This is a genomic window from Microbacterium sp., assembly GCF_030149085.1.
Taxonomy (GTDB): Bacteria; Actinomycetota; Actinomycetes; order Actinomycetales; family Microbacteriaceae; genus Microbacterium.
Map to the genome: position 1 here is coordinate 1 of NZ_JASBSF010000063.1, position 17931 is coordinate 17931.

The 17931-nt window shown below is 67.9% G+C and carries 16 protein-coding genes, 1 pseudogene and 1 riboswitch; of the genes and pseudogenes, 11 read left to right on the plus strand and 6 right to left on the minus strand.

The genetic code is table 11. The annotated features are described in order from the left end of the window. Positions 1 to 21: 21 nt before the first annotated feature. On the minus strand, positions 22 to 2403 hold the full coding sequence (gene cofG, locus Q1V87_RS02595; protein ID WP_300590739.1) for a 7,8-didemethyl-8-hydroxy-5-deazariboflavin synthase CofG: 2382 nt from the start codon (positions 2401 to 2403) through the stop codon (positions 22 to 24). A 621-nt stretch (positions 2404 to 3024) separates the two neighbouring features. Here cofG and Q1V87_RS02600 point away from each other — a divergent pair. The 4 genes and pseudogenes from Q1V87_RS02600 to Q1V87_RS02615 all read left to right on the plus strand — a co-directional run bounded on the left by Q1V87_RS02600 (position 3025) and on the right by Q1V87_RS02615 (position 5351). Beyond that, positions 3025 to 3258, plus strand: a complete 234-nt coding sequence (locus Q1V87_RS02600; RefSeq protein ID WP_300590740.1) for a hypothetical protein — start codon at positions 3025 to 3027, stop codon at positions 3256 to 3258. Positions 3259 to 3949: 691 nt separating this feature from the next. Then, the gene (locus Q1V87_RS02605; RefSeq protein WP_300590741.1) at positions 3950 to 4144 is read left to right on the plus strand and encodes a hypothetical protein; all 195 of its coding nucleotides are present in this window, start codon (positions 3950 to 3952) and stop codon (positions 4142 to 4144) included. Between the two features lie 134 nt (positions 4145 to 4278). Then, a pseudogene (locus tag Q1V87_RS02610) lies at positions 4279 to 4655 on the plus strand (transposase); the annotation flags it as partial. 306 nt (positions 4656 to 4961) lie between these two features. Further along, positions 4962 to 5351, plus strand: coding sequence for a hypothetical protein (locus Q1V87_RS02615; RefSeq protein ID WP_300590742.1), 390 nt, complete (start codon positions 4962 to 4964; stop codon positions 5349 to 5351). Here the strand turns inward: Q1V87_RS02615 and Q1V87_RS02620 are convergent. Further along, positions 5344 to 6162 (minus strand): ABC transporter permease subunit, encoded by an 819-nt coding sequence (locus Q1V87_RS02620; RefSeq protein ID WP_300590743.1) that lies wholly within the window; start codon positions 6160 to 6162, stop codon positions 5344 to 5346. The two genes, Q1V87_RS02615 and Q1V87_RS02620, sit on opposite strands and share 8 nt — an antisense overlap. Further along, positions 6159 to 7265: an ABC transporter ATP-binding protein gene (locus Q1V87_RS02625; protein WP_300590744.1), complete on the minus strand. Its 1107-nt coding sequence runs from the start codon at positions 7263 to 7265 to the stop codon at positions 6159 to 6161. The genes Q1V87_RS02620 and Q1V87_RS02625 overlap by 4 nt, the downstream gene beginning before the upstream one ends. 125 nt (positions 7266 to 7390) lie before the next feature. Here Q1V87_RS02625 and Q1V87_RS02630 point away from each other — a divergent pair, with 125 nt between their 5' ends. Further along, positions 7391 to 8440: an enoyl-CoA hydratase/isomerase family protein gene (locus Q1V87_RS02630; RefSeq protein WP_300590746.1), complete on the plus strand. Its 1050-nt coding sequence runs from the start codon at positions 7391 to 7393 to the stop codon at positions 8438 to 8440. A gap of 28 nt (positions 8441 to 8468) precedes the next feature. Here Q1V87_RS02630 and Q1V87_RS02635 read toward each other — a convergent pair whose 3' ends face one another. Beyond that, positions 8469 to 9899 carry a D-alanyl-D-alanine carboxypeptidase gene (locus Q1V87_RS02635; RefSeq protein WP_300590747.1) on the minus strand — a complete coding sequence of 477 codons (1431 nt, stop codon included), beginning with the start codon at positions 9897 to 9899 and terminating at the stop codon, positions 8469 to 8471. Between the two features lie 38 nt (positions 9900 to 9937). Next, a riboswitch (TPP riboswitch) is annotated at positions 9938 to 10048 on the plus strand. Here Q1V87_RS02635 and Q1V87_RS02640 point away from each other — a divergent pair. The 4 genes from Q1V87_RS02640 (at position 10040) to Q1V87_RS02655 (ending at position 13984) form a co-directional block, all read left to right on the plus strand. After that, a complete protein-coding gene (locus tag Q1V87_RS02640) occupies positions 10040 to 10660 on the plus strand; it encodes an ECF transporter S component (RefSeq protein WP_300590749.1) in 621 nt (206 codons plus the stop codon). (Overlaps the previous riboswitch by 9 nt.) A 1-nt stretch (position 10661) precedes the next feature. Beyond that, the gene (locus tag Q1V87_RS02645; RefSeq protein ID WP_300590751.1) at positions 10662 to 12137 is read left to right on the plus strand and encodes an ABC transporter ATP-binding protein; all 1476 of its coding nucleotides are present in this window, start codon (positions 10662 to 10664) and stop codon (positions 12135 to 12137) included. Then, positions 12134 to 12919 (plus strand): energy-coupling factor transporter transmembrane protein EcfT, encoded by a 786-nt coding sequence (locus Q1V87_RS02650; RefSeq protein WP_300590752.1) that lies wholly within the window; start codon positions 12134 to 12136, stop codon positions 12917 to 12919. The genes Q1V87_RS02645 and Q1V87_RS02650 overlap by 4 nt, the downstream gene beginning before the upstream one ends. Positions 12920 to 13219: 300 nt before the next feature. Continuing rightward, complete coding sequence (locus tag Q1V87_RS02655; RefSeq protein WP_300590753.1) at positions 13220 to 13984, plus strand: SDR family NAD(P)-dependent oxidoreductase; 765 nt, start codon at positions 13220 to 13222, stop codon at positions 13982 to 13984. A 21-nt stretch (positions 13985 to 14005) separates the two neighbouring features. Here Q1V87_RS02655 and Q1V87_RS02660 read toward each other — a convergent pair whose 3' ends face one another. Continuing rightward, positions 14006 to 15427, minus strand: a complete 1422-nt coding sequence (locus Q1V87_RS02660) for an LssY C-terminal domain-containing protein (protein WP_300590754.1) — start codon at positions 15425 to 15427, stop codon at positions 14006 to 14008. A gap of 162 nt (positions 15428 to 15589) precedes the next feature. Between Q1V87_RS02660 and Q1V87_RS02665 the strand changes: the two genes are divergently transcribed. Then, positions 15590 to 16417, plus strand: a complete 828-nt coding sequence (locus Q1V87_RS02665) for an enoyl-CoA hydratase-related protein (protein WP_300590755.1) — start codon at positions 15590 to 15592, stop codon at positions 16415 to 16417. Further along, entirely contained in the window at positions 16414 to 17253 is an 840-nt protein-coding gene (locus Q1V87_RS02670; protein WP_292707474.1) for an NAD(P)-dependent oxidoreductase, read from the plus strand. Before Q1V87_RS02665 ends, Q1V87_RS02670 begins: the two co-directional genes overlap by 4 nt. Positions 17254 to 17286: 33 nt before the next feature. Here Q1V87_RS02670 and Q1V87_RS02675 read toward each other — a convergent pair whose 3' ends face one another. Continuing rightward, the gene (locus tag Q1V87_RS02675; protein ID WP_300590756.1) at positions 17287 to 17763 is read right to left on the minus strand and encodes a GNAT family N-acetyltransferase; all 477 of its coding nucleotides are present in this window, start codon (positions 17761 to 17763) and stop codon (positions 17287 to 17289) included. Positions 17764 to 17931 lie beyond the last annotated feature (168 nt).

Sequence of the window (17931 nt, forward strand, 5' to 3'; positions counted from 1 at the left end):
TCACGACTTCGTGTTCGGGTCTCATCGCAGCTCCCGTGTTCGGTCGCCGGCGATATCGTGCGGGCGCGATATCGGGCGGGCATCCCGGTAATCGGTCGTGCGCTGCCGGAGGGGCCGCATCAGGTGCCGGGCGATACGGTCGGCATCCGACAGAGGGAGTTCGCGGCCGTGCTCCACACCGGTGCGGGGGAGCACCCGACCATCGAGCAGCGTGCCGCCGAGGTCGTCGGCGCCCGAGCGCAGCAGGACAGGAATGCTGGAAGCATCCAGGCGCGGCCACGGCACCTGAATGTGTGAGACCGCGCCCGACAGCAGCAGCCGTGAGACGGCGACCATCGCGCGATGTTCATCGATCGGCGACCGACCATCGACGAGAGGTACCCCGTGGCCGGGGAGGGGGATCGGCACGAACTCGGTGAACCCGCCCGTCTCGAGCTGCACGTCGCGGAGGGTGCGCAGGTGCGCAATCCGGTCGGCGGCGCTCTCGACGTGGCCGTAGAACAGGACGGATGTCGAGCGCAGTCCCGCCGCGTGTGCGGCGCGGATCGCAGTGAGCCACTGGTCGATGGGAAGGTCGGTGGGGGCGACCCGAGCGCGGACGCCCTCGTTCAGCACCTTGACGCCGGTGCCCGGGACGGTGTCGACGCCCGCGGCCTGCAGGGCACGGTAGGCCTCGTCGATCGACAGTCCGCCGCGAGCCGCGAAGTCCCAGACATCCTGCGGGCGGAAGGCGTGCAGGTGGAGCGTCGGCGCGGCATCCTTCACCGTGCGAGCAAGCTCGAGGTAGGCATCCGCCTCGATCGGGATGATGCCCTGCGCGCACAGCTCGCTCGCACCGAGGTCCGCCGCATCCCGAGCGATCTCGGCGACCTCGGCGATCGTGAACGTGTCGCGGTCCCGGTCGCCGGTGGGCGCGCTCGGACGCAGCCCCGTCGTGGTGAGGTTGCGGTTGACGACGACACTGATGGCCTCGCCGACCGTGTAGCGGCGCACATCGTCGGCTGCGCGGGTGACAGCGTCCAGGTCTGCGCCCGTCGCCGTCAGCAGCCGCGCCCAGTCCTCGTCGGCGAGGGACTCCGGGTCGGTCGCGGCATCCGTGACCAGTCCTTCGAACGAGCCGCGCCGAGCGGGCCGGGCTGTGCCCGCCGGGGTCGGCGCAGCGGCCGTCGACAGCGCGAGCCCCGATACGGGGTCGGCGAGCGCAGCCACCGCGGCATGCAGTTCCGGCGCGATCCACGTCGTGGCATCGCGAACATACTCCGGATGCGCGGTCAGGCGCTCGCGCAGCTCGAAACCCAGCTCTGCGGTGCGTGTCGCCAGATCGTCGAGGTGGGGCCACGGACGTTCCGGGTTCACATGATCTGCTGTCACCGGCGAAACCCCGCCCCAGTCATCAGCCCCGGCACGAACGAGAAAGGCGAACTCGGTCGGGTCGCTGAGGTTCGGTGGAACCTGGATGCGGGCCCTCGCGCCCATAGCCAGCCGGGCGGCTGCCACCGCGGCGACGTATTCCTCGAGCTCGGCATCCGCCGCGTCGCGCATCGCGGTCCCGGGCTTCGCGCGGAAGTTCTGCACGATGATCTCTTGCAGGTGTCCATGACGACGGTGGGCATCCCGCAGAGCCAGCAGGGAGTCGGCTCGGTCTGTGATCGTCTCGCCGATCCCGACGAGGATGCCGGTCGTGAACGGGATGCGATGGATGCCGGCATCCTCGATCACCCGAAGCCGGATCTCGGGATCCTTGTCGGGCGAACCGTAGTGGACCTGACCGGGAGTCTCAAACAGCTCTCGGGATGTCGTCTCGAGCATCATGCCCATCGAGGGTCCGGTCGGGCGCAAGCGCAGAAGTTCGTCGGCAGTCATGACGCCGGGGTTCAGGTGCGCGAGCATCCCGGTCTCGGCGGTGATGAGACGGGCGACATGCGCGACGTAGTCGAGCGTCGACGCAAAACCGTGCTCGTCGAGCCAACGACGGGCCTCGGGCCACCGTTCCTCGGGGCGGTCGCCGAGCGTGAGCAGAGCCTCCTTGCACCCCTGGCGCTGGCCTGCGCGGGCGACGGCGAGCACCTGCTCGGGGCTCATGAACACCGGCTTTCCCGCGCGCTGCAGCTGTCCGGGGGTATCGACGAACACGCAGTAGTGGCAGCGGTCCCGGCAGAGGGTGGTGACCGGGACGAACACCTTGCGGGAGTACGTGAAGATTCCCGGGCGACCCGCCTCTCTCAGGCCGTGATCCCGCAGGTCGCTCGCAACATCGAGGACGGCATCCAACTCCGGCCCTCGCGCGCTGAGCACCGCGATCAGATCGTCGCGGCCGAGGTCGCCGCCCGCTTTGGCTCGTGAGAGGGCATCGTCGAGGCTCACGGCAGCGGGGCGAGTCGGTGTTCGGTTGAGCGTGCCCACCACCCCAGTGTTGCACCGTCCTCGAGGTACTCGGCCGCGTCGCGATGGCGTTCTCGCGTCCGGTGGATTGTGCGCGTGCGGACGCGCGGATGGTTTCCGTGGAACGATCGTCTTTCGGACGCCGTTTTGAGAGGGCGTGCCTACGTGAACCCTTCAGGCGCTCCTTGGGAAGTCAGGGCGGCGACGGAGTGACGCCGGTCACGGGCATGGTCCCTACGGCCTCCTGTGGCGTTCTGAGCGCCTCTAGAGCCTTCCAGGCATACGTGAGCGTCGTCTTGGATCGCCCCCAGTAGCCGCCGGACGCTGCTTCGCGCCCCGGCGATCGCGGCAAAGGTCGGGTGAATCCTGCTCATTACTGAGCAGCCTCTTGCGTAGTCGGGCGTTGGTGGTGACGGACAGCACAGCGTGTTGTGGTGGTCGGCAATCCGGTTGTGCAGGAATCGCGGCGCGTTGAGATCGTTCCGAATACCCCGTAGTCATGCGGGGCCTGGGGTTCTCCAGGAGGGTAAGTGTCGAACCTGTCGTGTGCCGTTTGCGTCCTGTCGGCGGGCTACAGTTCCGGTTTGTTCATCGGGAGGCATCGCTCTTTCCTAAAGAGGAGCCAGTCGGGAAGATGGTTCCATGGACATAAGCCGAGTCGACCCGCGTGACGCAGCGTACGAGATGGAAGATCCGGTCTATCGCGTCTACTTCAGTGAGCTCGGTGCCACTGATGAGTGGCAACTTGAGGGTGCATCGTCGGTAATCGAGGTCATCGACTGGGCGCGGGCCGATGGACGAGAGTTCACGGCTTACGTGGAGACCGGCTGGCCATCTGGGATGGGATTGTTGCGTGTCTTCAGCTGGGCGGGGTAGCGCAGACGCACCCCGCCCAGCCTCGGTTTAGGGCACCCAGAGGAAGCTCGAGGCTGCGCTCGGGGGCGCAGCCAGCGGCAGGAGGGGCGGCGCAGTGTTCGCCGAAGCTGAAGCTCTGAAGTAGGCGGCCCGAGAAATATGCGTACCGCTGTTCAGTGCCGGGACATACCAGGTTGTCGTCGGTCCCCAATTGACGGTACTGGTGACTTGCACGTACTGCGTGTACAAGGACTGCGCTACGATCCCCATGGTGGCAACGTCGTTGTAGGCGGTCTTTCCAAGGTACATCTGCACCTGCACTGGAATCGTGCCGGATGGACCCTTACACCGAACGCGTGACTTAGCGATGACACTGGCCGAGCCGTTCGACCAATGCGGGTTGTCGACCGTCAACAGGCACGTATAGCTTGAAGCAGCGGCCGCCGCCACGCCCCCTTCAGACCTGGACGTGGAGGTCGCCGGGACGGCGAAGACTACCTCCGAGGTGGATGATCCAGGGCTCATCAGCGCTGTTTCAGCCGGGGCTTCCGGTCCGGGCGGGACTTGTTCTGCACCTGCCGGTGATGCGATGGCGACAGTGAGAAGCGCCGCAGCAAAACCAGCGGCAATCAGTGATACTCGACGTCGACCAATTCTTCGTTCCATATCAATCTCCTTTCTGAGACAGCAGTCACGCTAGTGACTCGCTGTAGTGCTGTCTGTAGGTAGAAAGGGGGACAAGGGATTCGGGGCGGCGGGAGACCTGGAAAACGGCACCGGGGTCGAGATCAACTCGCGCCACCACGGCAGCCCGGAGCACTACGAGGCTCTGGCCGGGACCCTCGTGGTAGAGGAGATGAGGGTTACAGGCAAGAACGTGTGGATGCGCTCGCTCCTCGTGAGTTGAGTCCCGCATAGTGGTGTAGCGCGTGGTGGCTGGCCGAGCTTGTCGCTATGACGTAGACGCGGTCACCGTGTGATCCTTCGAGGAAACTCTCACATCCCTCTCGAACGGAGTCATCACGATGATCGCACCTCTTATTGTCTTATTGTCGACCGTGCGACCGTGCGAGCGTGCTCGCTGAAGCCCTGACCGACGCATCGCCGGATCTGATGCGCTCGCTGCTGCAGACCATGATCGACGCGCTGCTGTCCGCCGACGTGGACGCCGTCGTCGGCGCCGAATGGGGCAAGCCCAGCGCCGACCGTGTCGCGCAACGCAACGGTTATCGGCACCGTGACCTGGACACCCGGGTCGGTACGATCGACGTCCAGATCCCGGAGTGGTTGCTCGCGCGCCGCAAGCGCGCCGCAAGCGCGCCGAAACGGCGATGATCACCGTCGTCGCGGACTGCTACCTCGCAGGCGTGAGCACGCGGGGGATGGACAAGCTCGTGAAGACGCTCGGGATCCACGCGCCTAAGCGCAGACCCGAAGGGTCGGACTCTGGAAAGAGCGATCGCACGGAGCGAGCGGTGGAGCCGACCTATGATCGGATGCCGACAAGGGACCAGGAATCAGTGGAGGCTCGCTGAGGAGCTCAAGCTCCCGGTTCGGCGCGCGGGACGCCGCAGTCGTTGTCGACGGTGCAGTTGACGCGGAGAGTGCACGTGCTGTCGATCGCGCCAGAGCGTCTGCCGTTGGAGGGAGGGTGCAGAGGGATCGTTGCGGGCTTGTAAGCAAACTCCCCGTAAGGGCGCGAACGCCGCTGGCAGACTAGGTTCATGGTCACCCTGCTGCTTGACTCCGCTCACCTGGAGGTGGCGTTGTCGGGGTCTGAGCGGCTGCTTGCATTCCGTCGGCAGAATGTAGACCTCCCGCGCGACACAATCGCCAAAGTCCAACTCACCGACGACGTGTGGACGTGGCTTCGCGGGGTGCCGAGTCCCGGAACGCATGTGCGCGGAGTCATCGCGATGGGCACGTGGAAGTCGGCGAGCAGCGAGGACTTCGTCGTCGTGCGAGGTCGTCGTCCCGGCGTCGTGATCGACCTCGAGGGGCACCCGGACTATCAGCGCATCGTTCTCACGACGCGCCACGGGCTAGCGCTCGTTCAAGCGCTGCGGCTCGACGTCGACGGCCCTGCCGAAGACGTCGCCGACCTCGTCAGCTGACGTCGCGGCGCCAGTTCAGCGCGTAGCCGAGCACGAGCAGCACGGCGGCATAGGCGAGAAGGACGGCGCCGCCCGCCCACCATTCGAGTCCGCTCGTACTGGTGCCCGCGCCCGCCATCTGGAAGATGCTTGCCCCGACCAGGGCATCGCTCGCTGCGCCCGGCAGGTAGTTGGTGACGGTATCGAGTCCTGACACGAACGCTCCCGCCGCGCGGGCGATGGGTTCGAGGAACTGGGTAAAGACGAGCACCCCCACGACGGCAGCCACTTGGTTGCGCACAAGCGCGCCGACGCCGATCCCGACGATCACCCAGATCGTGAGAGCGAGTACGACCCGCGCGATCAGCGCCCAGGTTGAGCCCACCCCGAGGTCGGTCTCGACCCCGAACGCTGCGAGGAGGCCAGCGGCCGGCCCGACGGATGACAGCGCGCCGACGATCCCGAAGCCCGCGCCCACGACGATTCCCGCGACGATCTTCGCCCACAGCACGGTTCCCCGGCGCGGTGTCGCGAGGAACGTCGCCGTGAGGGTCTTGTGCCGGAACTCCGAGGTGACCATGAGGGTTCCGAGGATGAGAGGGATGACGTATCCGACACTTGCCGCCAGTGAATACAACACCGGTGCGACTCCCTCAGTCGGAACCGGTGCGCCCTCGCCAGGGAGCATCCCGCTGCCGACGGCCCCGATCGCGAAGGCGAGAGCGGCCGCCGTGAAGGCGATGTAGACCACGAGCACGAGGCCCAGCACCCACCACAGGGATGTCGAGAAGAACTTCGTGAACTCCGACCGGGTAACGGTGGCGACGGTCATCGGTTCGCCCCTTCCTCGTCGGCTCTCGCTTCAGGGTCGATGTCAGGCTCCGCCGGTTTTGTCGCGTCTTCGGGCTCGTCCGTTCCGTCAGCTACCGAGGCGGTATCGGCGTCCCAGTCGGTCACGGCCTCTACCTCAGGCTCGTCGTCAGCGTCGTTCGCGTCCGGGGGCGTCACACGTCGCGGGTCATCCGTCAGCAGGAGAGGGGGCCTGGTTCCGTTGACGTACTCGAGGAAGATTTCCTCGAGGGCCGGCCCCCGGTCGGTCAGTGCCGAGAGGGCGACGCCGGCAGAAGCAGCGATCGCTCCCACGTGAGCAGCGTCGAGGCCCTGCACCTGGATGCCGGTGCGAAGGTGCTCGAGCGGAACCGCAGCACCCTCTAGCGCCGCGACAAGGGCGCCGCGGTCGGGTGCGTCGACGAGGGTGATAGGAACCTCCTGGTAGGCGAGGTCGGCGAGCGACCCCTCGAAGACGAGGCGGCCGCCGGAGATGATGAGCGCGGCATCCACCGTCTGCTGCACCTCGGCGAGCAGGTGAGACGACACCAGGATGGTCCGCCCCTCGCCGGCCAGAGTCCGCAGGAATGACCGCATCCACCGGATGCCTTCGGGATCGAGGCCGTTGGTCGGCTCGTCGAGCACGAGCACCCCCGGGTCGCCGAGCAGCGCGAACGCCACCCCGAGCCGTTGACGCATTCCGAGCGAATACCCACCGACTTTGCGTCCCGCCGCGTGCGTGAGGCCGACCAGTTCCAGCACCTCATCGACGCGCGAGCGCGCGATGCCGGCAGCCTGTGCGTACACGGTCAGGTGCGCCGCGCCCGTTCGGCCGGGATGGAAGCCGGTGGCTTCGAGGACCGCGCCGACAGTGTGCAGCGGATAGGTGAGTTCGTCGTAGCGGCGACCACCGATGGTCGCCGAGCCCGATGTGGGACGGATGAGGCCCAGCAGCATCCGCAGCGTCGTGGTCTTGCCGGCCCCGTTGGGTCCGAGAAACGCCGTGATGCGTCCGGGCTGGATGCTGCACGTGAGATCGGCGACCGCCGAGATCGTCCCGAAGCGCTTGGTGAGCCCCGCGAACTCCAGAACCTGTCCGTCGGGCATGAAGAGCCCCTCCCTGGGTGTGGATTGCGCACCAGTTTGGCTGACGGAGCGCTCCCGGACGCGGCACCACGCCCGAGGCCGCCCGAAGACCCCCTTTCGTGGCGGCCTGTCGCTAGCGTGGAGTCGTGGAGACGACGGCACCGACGGTTGAGATCGAGCAGCGCGGCGAGATCGGCATCCTCACCCTGCAACGCCCCCGCGCGCTCAACGCCCTCGACCTCGAGATGGTCGAGGCTCTCGCTGCGGCCCTCGATCGGTGGGAGCAGGACGACAGTATTCGGGCTGTTGTTCTGCGCGGCGCCGGCGATCGCGGGTTCTGCGCCGGGGGCGATGTTCGTGGGCTGTACGACACACTCATCGGCGATCACCCCGAACAGGTCGAAGCCTTCTTCCGCGCCGAGTACGCCCTCAATGCCCGGATCGCGGAGTATCGGCATCCGATCGTCGCGTTCGCCGACGGGATCACGATGGGCGGCGGCATTGGCCTTGCTGGCCACGCATCTCACCGTCTGGTCACCGAGCGATCAATGCTCGCGATGCCCGAGACGCGGATCGGCTTCACGCCGGATGTCGGCGGATCGTGGCTGCTGGGTCGCGCCGCCGGGCACATCGGTGAGTACCTGGCGCTGACGGGGAACACCGTCGGGCCTGCCGATGCCATCGAGGCGGGGCTCGCCGATCGCCACGTGCCACGCGAGCGGCTCGAAGCTGTGCTGTCGGAGCTGGCTGCCGGAGCCGATGTCGACGGTGCGATCCAGGCGGTCGCGACAGAACCGGCTCCCGGAACCCTGACCCGGGAGCGGGAGTGGATCGACGTCGCATTCTCACAGCCCGCCGTCGCCGAGATCGTCTCGGCACTGCAGGGGCGGCTTGAGGATGCCGCGCGCGAGACTGCCGCGCATCTGGAGTCGCTTCCGCCGACCGCGCTCGCGGTGACCCTCGAGGCGGTCAGACGCGCGCGGAAGCTCCCCAACCTGCGGGCTGCTCTCGCCCAGGAGTACGGGCTTGTTCTCTGGTTCGGGACGACACAGCCGGATCTGGTGGAGGGAATCCGCGCACAACTCGTCGACAAAGACCGCTCACCCCGCTGGAATCCTGCCCCCGGCGCGGAACTTCCCGCAGATCTTCTCGATCAGGCCTTCTCGTTCCCGCCGCCGACGCCGCTGTGGAGCTGAGGCGGCTCAGAGAGAGGCATCCTGGCTGTCAGTCGATGAGCCCGAACAGGTGCAGCGGGTGGGTCAGGCGCCACCACGGGGACGGTTGCTCGATCTCGGCCGAGACGGCAGCTTCGACGGTGGTCGAGTTCACGGGGCCTGTGAGGGTGAACGTCCCCGCGGGAGATCCGGCTTCCCACTCATCGATGACGAGGGCGGATGACGAACTCGACGCCGCGCCGTTCCACAGGATGACGGCGGCGTCCGCGGTGGTGCGGATCTCCGGGGTCGATCCCCACGCGGTCTGCACGGTCCCGACTACCGTTCCTGCGGGGATGACGTAGGGGGTCGTGAGTTCAGCCTCGAGCTGGGCCAGCAACGCCCGGGCCGCACTGTCACGCAGCTCGTCGCTGGGTTGGGCGAGGACGGTGGCATACGCGCGGACCGTGTGGTCGCCAACGGTGATGTTCTTTGCGGTGGCCAGGTCGTCGACCTCGCGGCCGTTCACGAAGAGGGACCCCGTCTTGATACCGACGACGCCGGGATCTGCGAGCAGATCGTTCGTGTTCGTGACGACCCCGGCGCCGGGAAGATCGACCGACGGGGTCGCCACGATCTCGGCGATCACGGGGTTCTCGAGCGCCTTGCGACCGAGCGCGATGACGCCCGCAGGCGTGCCGACGTTATCGGAGTCGATGCCGGTCGGTTCGACGACCGTGATGCCGCTGATGCCGTGTGTGCGCAGCCAGTCGGCAGCGGCGCTCTCGAAGACCTCGTCCGTGGGCCAGAACTGGTCGGCCAGTCTGGACGCGTAGTTGTTCGCGGAGCCGATCAGCAGTCCCTGCAGCATCTGGTACTCGCTGAGAGAGCCGCCCACGGGAACGTCCAGGGCCGACTCGCCGCGCCCGCGATAGTTCCAGTAGGTCGACCGATCACGGGAGTTGAAGGCGTACTCCGGGCCGGTCTCACCGGGCGCGAGGGGCTGTCGGTCGAGCACCATGAGTGCGGTCACGAGCTTTGTGATGCTCGCCAGCGGTGCGTCATCCGTCGTTGAGACCAGGGTTGCGTCGGCGGCCGTCGACTCGAACCCGTCTACGGCAACCGCAGCCGATCCGTCTGCCGGCCACGCCGGGGCGGCGGCGTATGCCGTGAGAGGCGCCACATCGACGGGCTGCGCAGTCGGCATGACAGCGGTCAGCGGCCAGAGCAGCGTGACCGCGGCGTATGCCGCGATGACGGCGAGAACGACAAGGGTCGGGCCCATGACGGTTCCGCGCAGCAGTGACCGACGCGGCATCCCGTCGAGGAGATCGCCGGTGTCCGAGCGTTCCGGTGCCGGCCGTGACACGGGGGCTCCCGTGGGCCGGGCCCACTGCAGGGCAGCGGTGTCGGCGCGCTCAACGGCGGCGCCCGCGGCCGCACTCGACGCCGGGTCGGCGTCGGTCGGGTCGGGGGCGGTCGGCGCCTCCGTGTCAGTCATCCCGCCCAGATTATCCGTACCTGACGCGTATACTCGGCACCACGAACCACGGGAGTCCGGTGTGCCGGGCTGAGAGGAAGCGAATCCACGCTTCGACCGTCGAACCTGATCTGGGTCATGCCAGCGCAGGAAGGAGAACAATGTCTGTTTCGTCGTCCACCCCCACCACCGTCACGAACCGGTTCCGGTGGCGGATCGTCGATATCGTCGTCGCCAGCGTCATCGGTGTCGCATCCGGTCTGATCTTCCTGGCCTGGAACGTCGGGTACGTCGGGCCGAGCACGCTGCTAGAGCCGCTGCTGCCGGGTCTGCAGGGCCTGCTCGACGGACCCTGGTTGTTCGCCGGAGTCCTGGGTGCTCTCGTCATCCGCAAGCCGGGTGCCGCGATCTACACCGAGCTGCTCGCTGCCGTCGTCTCGGCGCTGGTCGGCAACCAGTGGGGCGGGTTCCTGACGCTCGAGGCCGGCTTCGTGCAGGGGCTCGGCGCCGAGATCATCTTCCTGATCTTCGCCTACCGCGTGTGGACGCTGCCGGTCGCCATTCTCGCCGGGGCAGGTGCGGCGCTGGCCGGTGGCATCAACAATCTGATCCTCTGGTACGCGGGGGCCGACGTGACCTTCACGATCGTCAACCACAACAGCACCGACATCTCCGGCGCCGGGATCGCCGGCCATCTTTCGTGGCTGCTGGTGCGCGCGCTCGCCGCCACCGGCGCCCTGGATGCCTTCCCTGCCGGGCGCGAGGTCCGGCAGCGCGTCTGACGTGACCGCACAGTCTGCCCTGACCCCTTCTGCTCCGCCCCATCCTGTCGCCGTCGGCATCGAGGGGTGGGGCTGGCGGCATGGCAGCCGGCGGGCGTGGGCCCTGCGTGAGGTCGACCTGCGGATCGAGCCGGGGGAACGTGTTCTGCTGCTCGGGGCGTCGGGGTCTGGCAAGTCGACGCTCGTCCGGGCGATCGCCGGGGTGCTCGGCGCGGACGAGGGAGAGAGCGAAGGCTCGATTCGCCTCGGCGGCGCCCTCCCGAGCGCGGCGCGTGGCAGAGCCGGCCTCGTGTTACAGGACCCCGACTCGCAGGTCGTTCTCGCGCGCGTGGGCGACGAAGTGGCGTTCGGCTGCGAGAACCTCGGCGTCCCCCGCGAGGAGATCTGGCATCGCGTGCGCGAGGCCCTCGAGCTGGTGGGACTTGACGTTCCGCTCGATCGCTCTACGAGCGCCCTCTCCGGAGGGCAGAAGCAGCGCCTGGCGCTCGCCGCTGTCGTAGCGATGCGGCCAGGCCTCATCATCCTGGACGAACCCACCGCCAATCTCGACCCTGACGGCGTTATGCAGGTGCGGGATGCCGTCGCCCGCGTCGTCGAGCAGACGGGAGCAACCCTCGTTGTCGTCGAGCACCGGGTAGCGGCCTGGGAGCCCGTGGTCGATCGTGTCATCGTGCTGGCGGATGGGGGCGTGGTCGCGGACGGCGCCCCCGAGGCAGTGCTGCGTGATCGGGGTGAAGAGCTCGCAGACTCCGGCGTGTGGGTTCCGGGCCACAGGCCGACGTGGCCGCCCCGGGCTACCCGCCCTCGGGGCTCCGTTCTCGTATCGACGGATGACCTCGTCGTTGCGCGCGTGCCGGGGCGTCCGATCGCCGAGATCTCACACCTGGAGGTGACCGAAGGTGCTGCGACGGCGATCACGGGACCCAACGGTGCCGGCAAGTCCACGCTCGGTCTCACCCTTGCGGGGCTGATCCCGCCCGCCTCGGGGATGGTCGTGCCGTCTTCGGCGCTCGCGGACGGTCAGCGGGGACATCCTCACCAGTGGCCCTCGCGCGCGCTGCTCACGCGGCTCGGCATGGTGTTCCAAGACCCCGAGCATCAGTTGCTCGCCCGCACCGTTCGCGGCGAGCTCGAGGTCGGACCGCGCGCGCTGGGACTCGCCGAGTCGGAGATCACGGCGCGTGTCGAAGAGCTGCTGCACCGGCTGCGGCTTGACCGCCTCGCCGAGGCGAATCCCTACACACTCTCGGGGGGTGAAAAGCGTCGGCTCACGGTGGCTGCAGCCCTCGCGACCCGGCCCCGTGTGCTCGTTCTCGATGAACCCACGTTCGGACAGGATGCCCGCACCTGGGCCGAGCTCGTCACACTCCTTGCGCGGGTGCGTGAGGAGGGCTCGGCGGTCGTGACGATCACGCACGATCTCGAGGTCGCCGATGCGTTGGATGCCGACAGTTTCGTGCTCGGCGGGTCGTCGTGATCGACATCCAGACCGTCGTGCCCTCACGGGTGGCGCGACTGAACCCGGTCGCGAAGCTGCTTGCGATCGTGGCGCTCACGGTCCCGCTCGTACTGACCCTGGATGCGGTGTCGGCGGGGGTCGCGCTGGCGATCGAACTCAGCCTCTTCCCGTTCGCGGGCCTCGGCTGGCGTCGGTTCTGGCGGCGTACGTGGATCGTGTGGCTGCTTGCGCCACTGACGGGTGTGACGATCGCGCTGTACGGCCAGGCGAGCGGACAGATCTACGCAGAGTGGTTCGTGGTGCGCATCAGCGAGGGATCGCTGGCTCTGGCGCTTGCCACCATGCTTCGTGTGCTCGCGATAGCGCTGCCGTCCGTCGTTCTGTTCGCCACTGTTGATCCCACCGATCTTGCCGATGGGCTCGCGCAGGTGCTTCGCCTACCGGCCCGCTTCGTTCTCGGGGGGCTCGCGGGCCTGCGGATGATCGGACTGTTCGTCGACGACTGGCGTGCCCTCGAGCTTGCGCGTCGGTCGCGCGGCGTCGCCGACCGCGGCCGCATCCGTCGGTTCCTCGGGATGGCTTTCGCGCTGCTCGTGCTCTCCATCCGCCGGGGCACGAAACTCGCGGTCGCGATGGAGGCCCGCGGCTTCGGGGCACCCGGTCCGCGGACGTGGGCGCGAGAGTCCCGGTTCGGGATGGCCGAGTGGCTGCTGGTACTGCTCGGTGCGACAATCGCCGCAGTCGCCGTGACCGCCGCCGTCCTGGCCGGCTCCTGGAACTTCATCCTCGGCCCGTCCTGACCCGGTTCCGGCTGTGGCTAACTCCTGAAGAACAGGCTGAGAGGCCCGCGACTTGGCCGATACGGGACATCGCGTCGGCGTCGTTGAGGAGTTGGAGACAGGGGAGGCCGAGCGACATATCGGTCGGAGCTACGATCGGGTTGGCCCACGGCGGTGTCGCTAACTCCTCAAACCTGGCGTGCTGAGCCGTCTCTTCGGCAACTCGGTGCGGTGGTGGTGACGTATGTGAGGAGTTAGCTACACGCGGTCGCGGCGAACAACTCGGGGGTAGCCTGGGGCGCGACATCGAAGGAGAGTCGGATGAAGGTCAGTGGTGCTGCAGCTCTCGTCACCGGCGGGGCGAGCGGTCTGGGGTTGGCGACGGCTGAGCGGCTCGCCGCTGGTGGCGCGCGGGTGACGATTGTCGATCTGCCCGGCTCGCCCGGTGCGGACGTCGCCGCGTGGCTGGGTGGCACTTTCGCTGCGGCCGATGTCACGGATGCCGAAGCCGTGCGTGCCGCGGTAGCGATCGCTGCGGCATCCGGTCCGCTGCGGGTCGTGGTCAACTGCGCCGGAATCGCTCCCCCGGCCAAGGTGCTCGACCGTGACGGGGAGCCGTCGTCGATTGTCGCGTTCGAGCGGATCGTGCGCATCAACCTGATCGGTACGTACACCGTCGTCGCGCACGCTGCTGCAGCGATGGCGAGGACGGACCCGGATGCCGAGTCCGGCGACCGCGGTGTGATCATCAACACCGCCAGCGTCGCTGCCTTCGACGGGCAGATCGGGCAACCGGGGTATGCCGCCAGCAAGGGTGGTGTCCACGCGATGACGCTGCCGATCGCGCGAGAATTCGCCCGTCACGCCATCCGTGTCGCAACGATCGCTCCCGGAATCATGGAGACACCGATGCTCGCGGGCCTCCCGCAGGCGGCGCAGGATTCACTCGGTCAGCAGGTGCCCTATCCGGCCCGACTGGGCAGGCCCCAGGAATACGCGGCGCTCGTCATGAGCATCATCGAGAACGGCTACCTCAACGGTGAGACGATCCGCCTCGACGGCGCGATCCGAATGGCGCCGCGCTAGCGACGCCACCGGGGTCCGGCCTCAGTGGCGCCGTTCGCGACGCCGGGAGTAGGCGGCGGCGCTCCGGCTGGACAGCGCCAGCAGGATCAGCACGTCGAGGCCCACCGCGAGCAGCGAAGTCCGGAGAGTGATCTCCTCCTCGCGCAGGAACCACGTCGTGAACGCGGTCGAGATCGATACGACAGCGAACACCATGACGATCAGGCGTGCCCAGTTGCGGCCCCACCACAGCGAGAGCACGACGCTCAGTTGCACCGCGAGGCTCAGCCCCATGAGGGCGATCACGATCCACAGCGCGAACTGCTCCTCCTCTGCCGTGAGGATGTCTCCACCGACGGCAAGGTCGGCGCTGTCCATCACGTCCGGCCACTCCAGCCACAAGCCCGCGATCAGGAGGACTCCTGCCAGCACCCGGAGAAGAAGCAGCAGCGTTCCTGTCGTGATGGTGGCCGGGCGACGCATGGTCGGGTCCCGGTGGAGGGGCGCGAACAGCGTCGTGGGAGGTTCGAAAGCGGCGCGTTTGCGGGGGAGGTCCTGTCGCGTCTGCGTCGTCGCGACCTCCCGCACGTCGGATGCCGGGAGCGAGGCGACTTCCTCGTCGTGGGGGGCCTCGCCGGCCGCGGTCTGCTCCGCCGACGCAGGCCGCAGATCCAGGATCGGCAGGTCGCCGTCGGTGCGGATCGAGTCACCGCCGCCGTTGCGAGCGTGGTAGCTGGTCGAGAAGTCCTCGATGACCGTGACACGGATCGTCGGATCTGCGTCAAGGAGCGAACTGACGATGTGGTCGCGTTCGACATCCGTGTCGGCGTCGATGCGGTGCGTGACCTGGAGCGTGAACAGCGACAGGCCGACGGAGCTGTCGAAGGTGCCCGCCGCGAGCCATTCGACGCGGCGGCCGCCGGGGAGGGGCCAGTCGTCGGGGCATCGCCAGAACCGCACGTGGTGACGCTGCGCCGGATTGCCGTCGACTTCCTGCTGGTAGGCGAAGTCCTGCATCCGGCTGAAGAGGAACAGCGGGCTGACGGGGGCTCGGTGGTAGCTGCGCCGAGTGAGGGTCGACGTCACGATCCGCAGGGATGATCGCAGGGTGACGGGGTCGGCGAGGGTCCAGCCTGCGCGCTCCATCGCTTCGTGGAGCGCAGCCTCCTCCCCCATGAAGGCGAGGTTGACGGGGTCGCCGAGCAACCCGTCGCTGGTGCGGGTGCGTCCGATGAAATAGCCGGGCACGTAGATGGTCGTGAGAATGCGGTGGATGCGCGGCAGGACGAGGTAGGCCAGGAGCACCCAGAACGCGATGGCGACGAGAAGCCCCCACCACCCGACACGGAACGATTCGGTCAAGCTCAGGTAGGCCAGCCAGAGCGCCGAGATCCCGGCGAACACGAAGAAGAACCAGTCGAGCGCGACTCCGATGGAGTAGCTGCGCCGCCGTTCTCCGCTCACGCCGCCACCCTACCGCCGCGGCCGTCGGCAGTCGCATGGAACGCAGTATCAAAGAAACTGGCACGCAGACTCGCTGGCGGCAGCGGCGAGAGTAGAGTGACGGGAGGTTTCGAAGGGGAACGCCGTGTGGCCGCACCTTCGCTCGAAGAGGAGGAGGCTGAGATGAGCGATTCCATCCTGGTCGAGGTCGAGGATGGCCTCGCCCACGTCACGCTGAACCGCCCTGCCCGCTTGAACGCCGTCGACTTCGAGATGGGCCGTCGATGGCGAGATGTGGCTGTCGAGCTCACGGGGGATCCCACCGTGACGGCGATTCTGCTGGATGCCGCAGGCCCCGCGTTTTGCGCGGGCGGCGATGTCGTCGCGATGGCGGAGGCGGATCCCGGCGACGGAAGCGCCGGCGAGGCGGTCACCGCTATGGCGCGGATCATTCACGAGGGGATCCTCACCCTGGTGCGCTCGTCCACTCCCATCGTGGCTGCAGTTCAGGGAGCCGTCGCCGGCGGCGGTCTCGGCCTGATGCTCTGCGCCGACTACATTGTCGCCTCCGACGCTGCGCGTTTTGTGAGCAAGTACGCCAACATCGGACTCACCCCCGACCTCGGCGTCTCGACCCTGCTGCCCGCGGCGATCGGCCAGCGCCGCGCACTGACCCTGCTGCTGCAGGACCGCGCCCTCACCGCCGACGAAGCCCTCGAGTGGGGCCTGGTGAACGAGGTGGTTCCGGCTGACCAGGTTGCTGCGCGCGCACGGGAGGTCGCCGATTTCTGGCAGTCGGGTGCTGTCGCGGCCTTCGGCGAGGCGAAGCGACTCGTGCGCTCGGGCGCGGGCCGCGCGTTCGCCCAGAACCTCGAGGACGAGGCGCAGACGATCGGGGAACGGTTCGGCACCCACGACGCCCGGACGCGAATCGCCGCGTTCGCTGCGGCATCCCGAACCCCGAAGAACGACACCGCCACCACATCCGCCACCCGAAAGGACCACGCGTGACCGAAAAGAAGCTTGCCGGAAAGACCGTTCTGCTCTCCGGTGGCAGCCGCGGGATCGGGCTCGCCATCGCACTGCGGTGCGCAGCCGACGGCGCGAACATCGCCATCCTGGCGAAGACCGACACGCCGCATCCGAAGCTCGAGGGCACCGTTCACACCGCGGCCGAGGCGATCGAAGCTGCCGGTGGTCGTGCGCTTCCGATCGTCGGCGACGTCCGCAACGATGACGACGTCACGGCGGCGGTGCTCAAGACCCAGGGTGAGTTCGGTGGGATCGACGTCGTGGTCAACAACGCGAGCGTCATTGATCTCTCCGGCTCGCTCGACCTTTCCGCCAAGAAGTATGACCTCATGCAGGGTGTGAATGTGCGGGGCACGTTCATGCTCTCGCGCGCCGCGGTGCCGATCCTGCGCGAGTCCGAGAACCCCCACATCCTGTCGCTGTCGCCGCCCCTGAACCTCTCGCCGCGGTGGCTGGGTGGACACACGGGATACACGTTGGCGAAGTACGGGATGACGATGGCGACCCTCGGCATCGGCGCCGAGTTCGCGAAAGACGGCATCGCGGCGAACACGCTCTGGCCGCGCACCACGATCGCGACAGCAGCCGTGCAGTTCGCCCTCGGCGGTGACCAGATGATGAAGGTCAGTCGCACGCCCGAGATCTACGCGGATGCCGCGTACGAGGTGATCACGAAGCCCTCGCGGGACTACACCGGTCAGACGCTGATCGTCGAGGATGTGCTGGAGGCTGCGGGTGTCACAGACTTCGCGCGCTACGCTGCCGTGCCGGGCACCCCGGATGATCAGCTCTTCCCTGACATCTTCCTCGACTGAGTACGGGGTTTCGGCGACGGCGGCCGCGGCTGATCAGTCGAGTTTCTTGCGCAGGAAGACCTGCTCGATACCGTCATCCCCCGGTACTCGCTCGCTCTCGACATACCCTTCGCGCTCATACAGGCGCAGATTCGCCTCCGACAGGGACCCGGTGAACAGCTCGGCGACCGTGGCGCCGGCATCCTTCCCCCTCTGCTCGACTGCCGCCAGCAGTGCGGTGCCGATTCCCTCGCCCTGCTGATCGGGTGCGATGGCCAGCCGCCCGATGAGCAGCAGCTCGCCGTCGTGCTGCGCGCGGACGGCTCCGACGATCCGGGGTCCCCGCAGCGCGACGCATCCGAGGTTTGTGGCCAGCTCCGCGGTGATCTCCTCCAGCGTCTGGGTCAGCGGAGGCATGTGCGGGGTGCCGTAGATGAGCGCCTCCTGCACGAACGCGGCGCGCTGGAGTGTCAGGACCTCGCCGGCGTCGTCGGGAGTGATCGGGCGGATGTCGAGATCGTCGTGGGGCACGACCTCACGGTACTGGGCCGTCGCCTGCGCGGGCAGGGCTTGACAGGGCTTCACAGGGTTTGACAGGGCCGACATGGGCGCGCGGCATCCGCTCGCTTACCCTGGAGTCATGGCTCGCGCGCTCCCTCCCACGTCCTCCGGCGCGCCGCAGGTGCGCCCAGCTACCGA

Excerpts from the sequence above, each read along its gene's own strand:
- Q1V87_RS02600 (WP_300590740.1), top strand. The coding sequence starts at position 3,025 with ATGGACATAAGCCGAGTCGACCCGCGTGACGCAGCGTACGAGATGGAA.
- Q1V87_RS02615 (WP_300590742.1), top strand. The coding sequence starts at position 4,962 with ATGGTCACCCTGCTGCTTGACTCCGCTCACCTGGAGGTGGCGTTGTCG.
- Q1V87_RS02620 (WP_300590743.1), bottom strand. The coding sequence starts at position 6,162 with ATGACCGTCGCCACCGTTACCCGGTCGGAGTTCACGAAGTTCTTCTCG.
- Q1V87_RS02625 (WP_300590744.1), bottom strand. The coding sequence starts at position 7,265 with ATGCCCGACGGACAGGTTCTGGAGTTCGCGGGGCTCACCAAGCGCTTC.
- Q1V87_RS02635 (WP_300590747.1), bottom strand. The coding sequence starts at position 9,899 with ATGACTGACACGGAGGCGCCGACCGCCCCCGACCCGACCGACGCCGAC.
- Q1V87_RS02640 (WP_300590749.1), top strand. The coding sequence starts at position 10,040 with ATGTCTGTTTCGTCGTCCACCCCCACCACCGTCACGAACCGGTTCCGG.
- Q1V87_RS02655 (WP_300590753.1), top strand. The coding sequence starts at position 13,220 with ATGAAGGTCAGTGGTGCTGCAGCTCTCGTCACCGGCGGGGCGAGCGGT.
- Q1V87_RS02665 (WP_300590755.1), top strand. The coding sequence starts at position 15,590 with ATGAGCGATTCCATCCTGGTCGAGGTCGAGGATGGCCTCGCCCACGTC.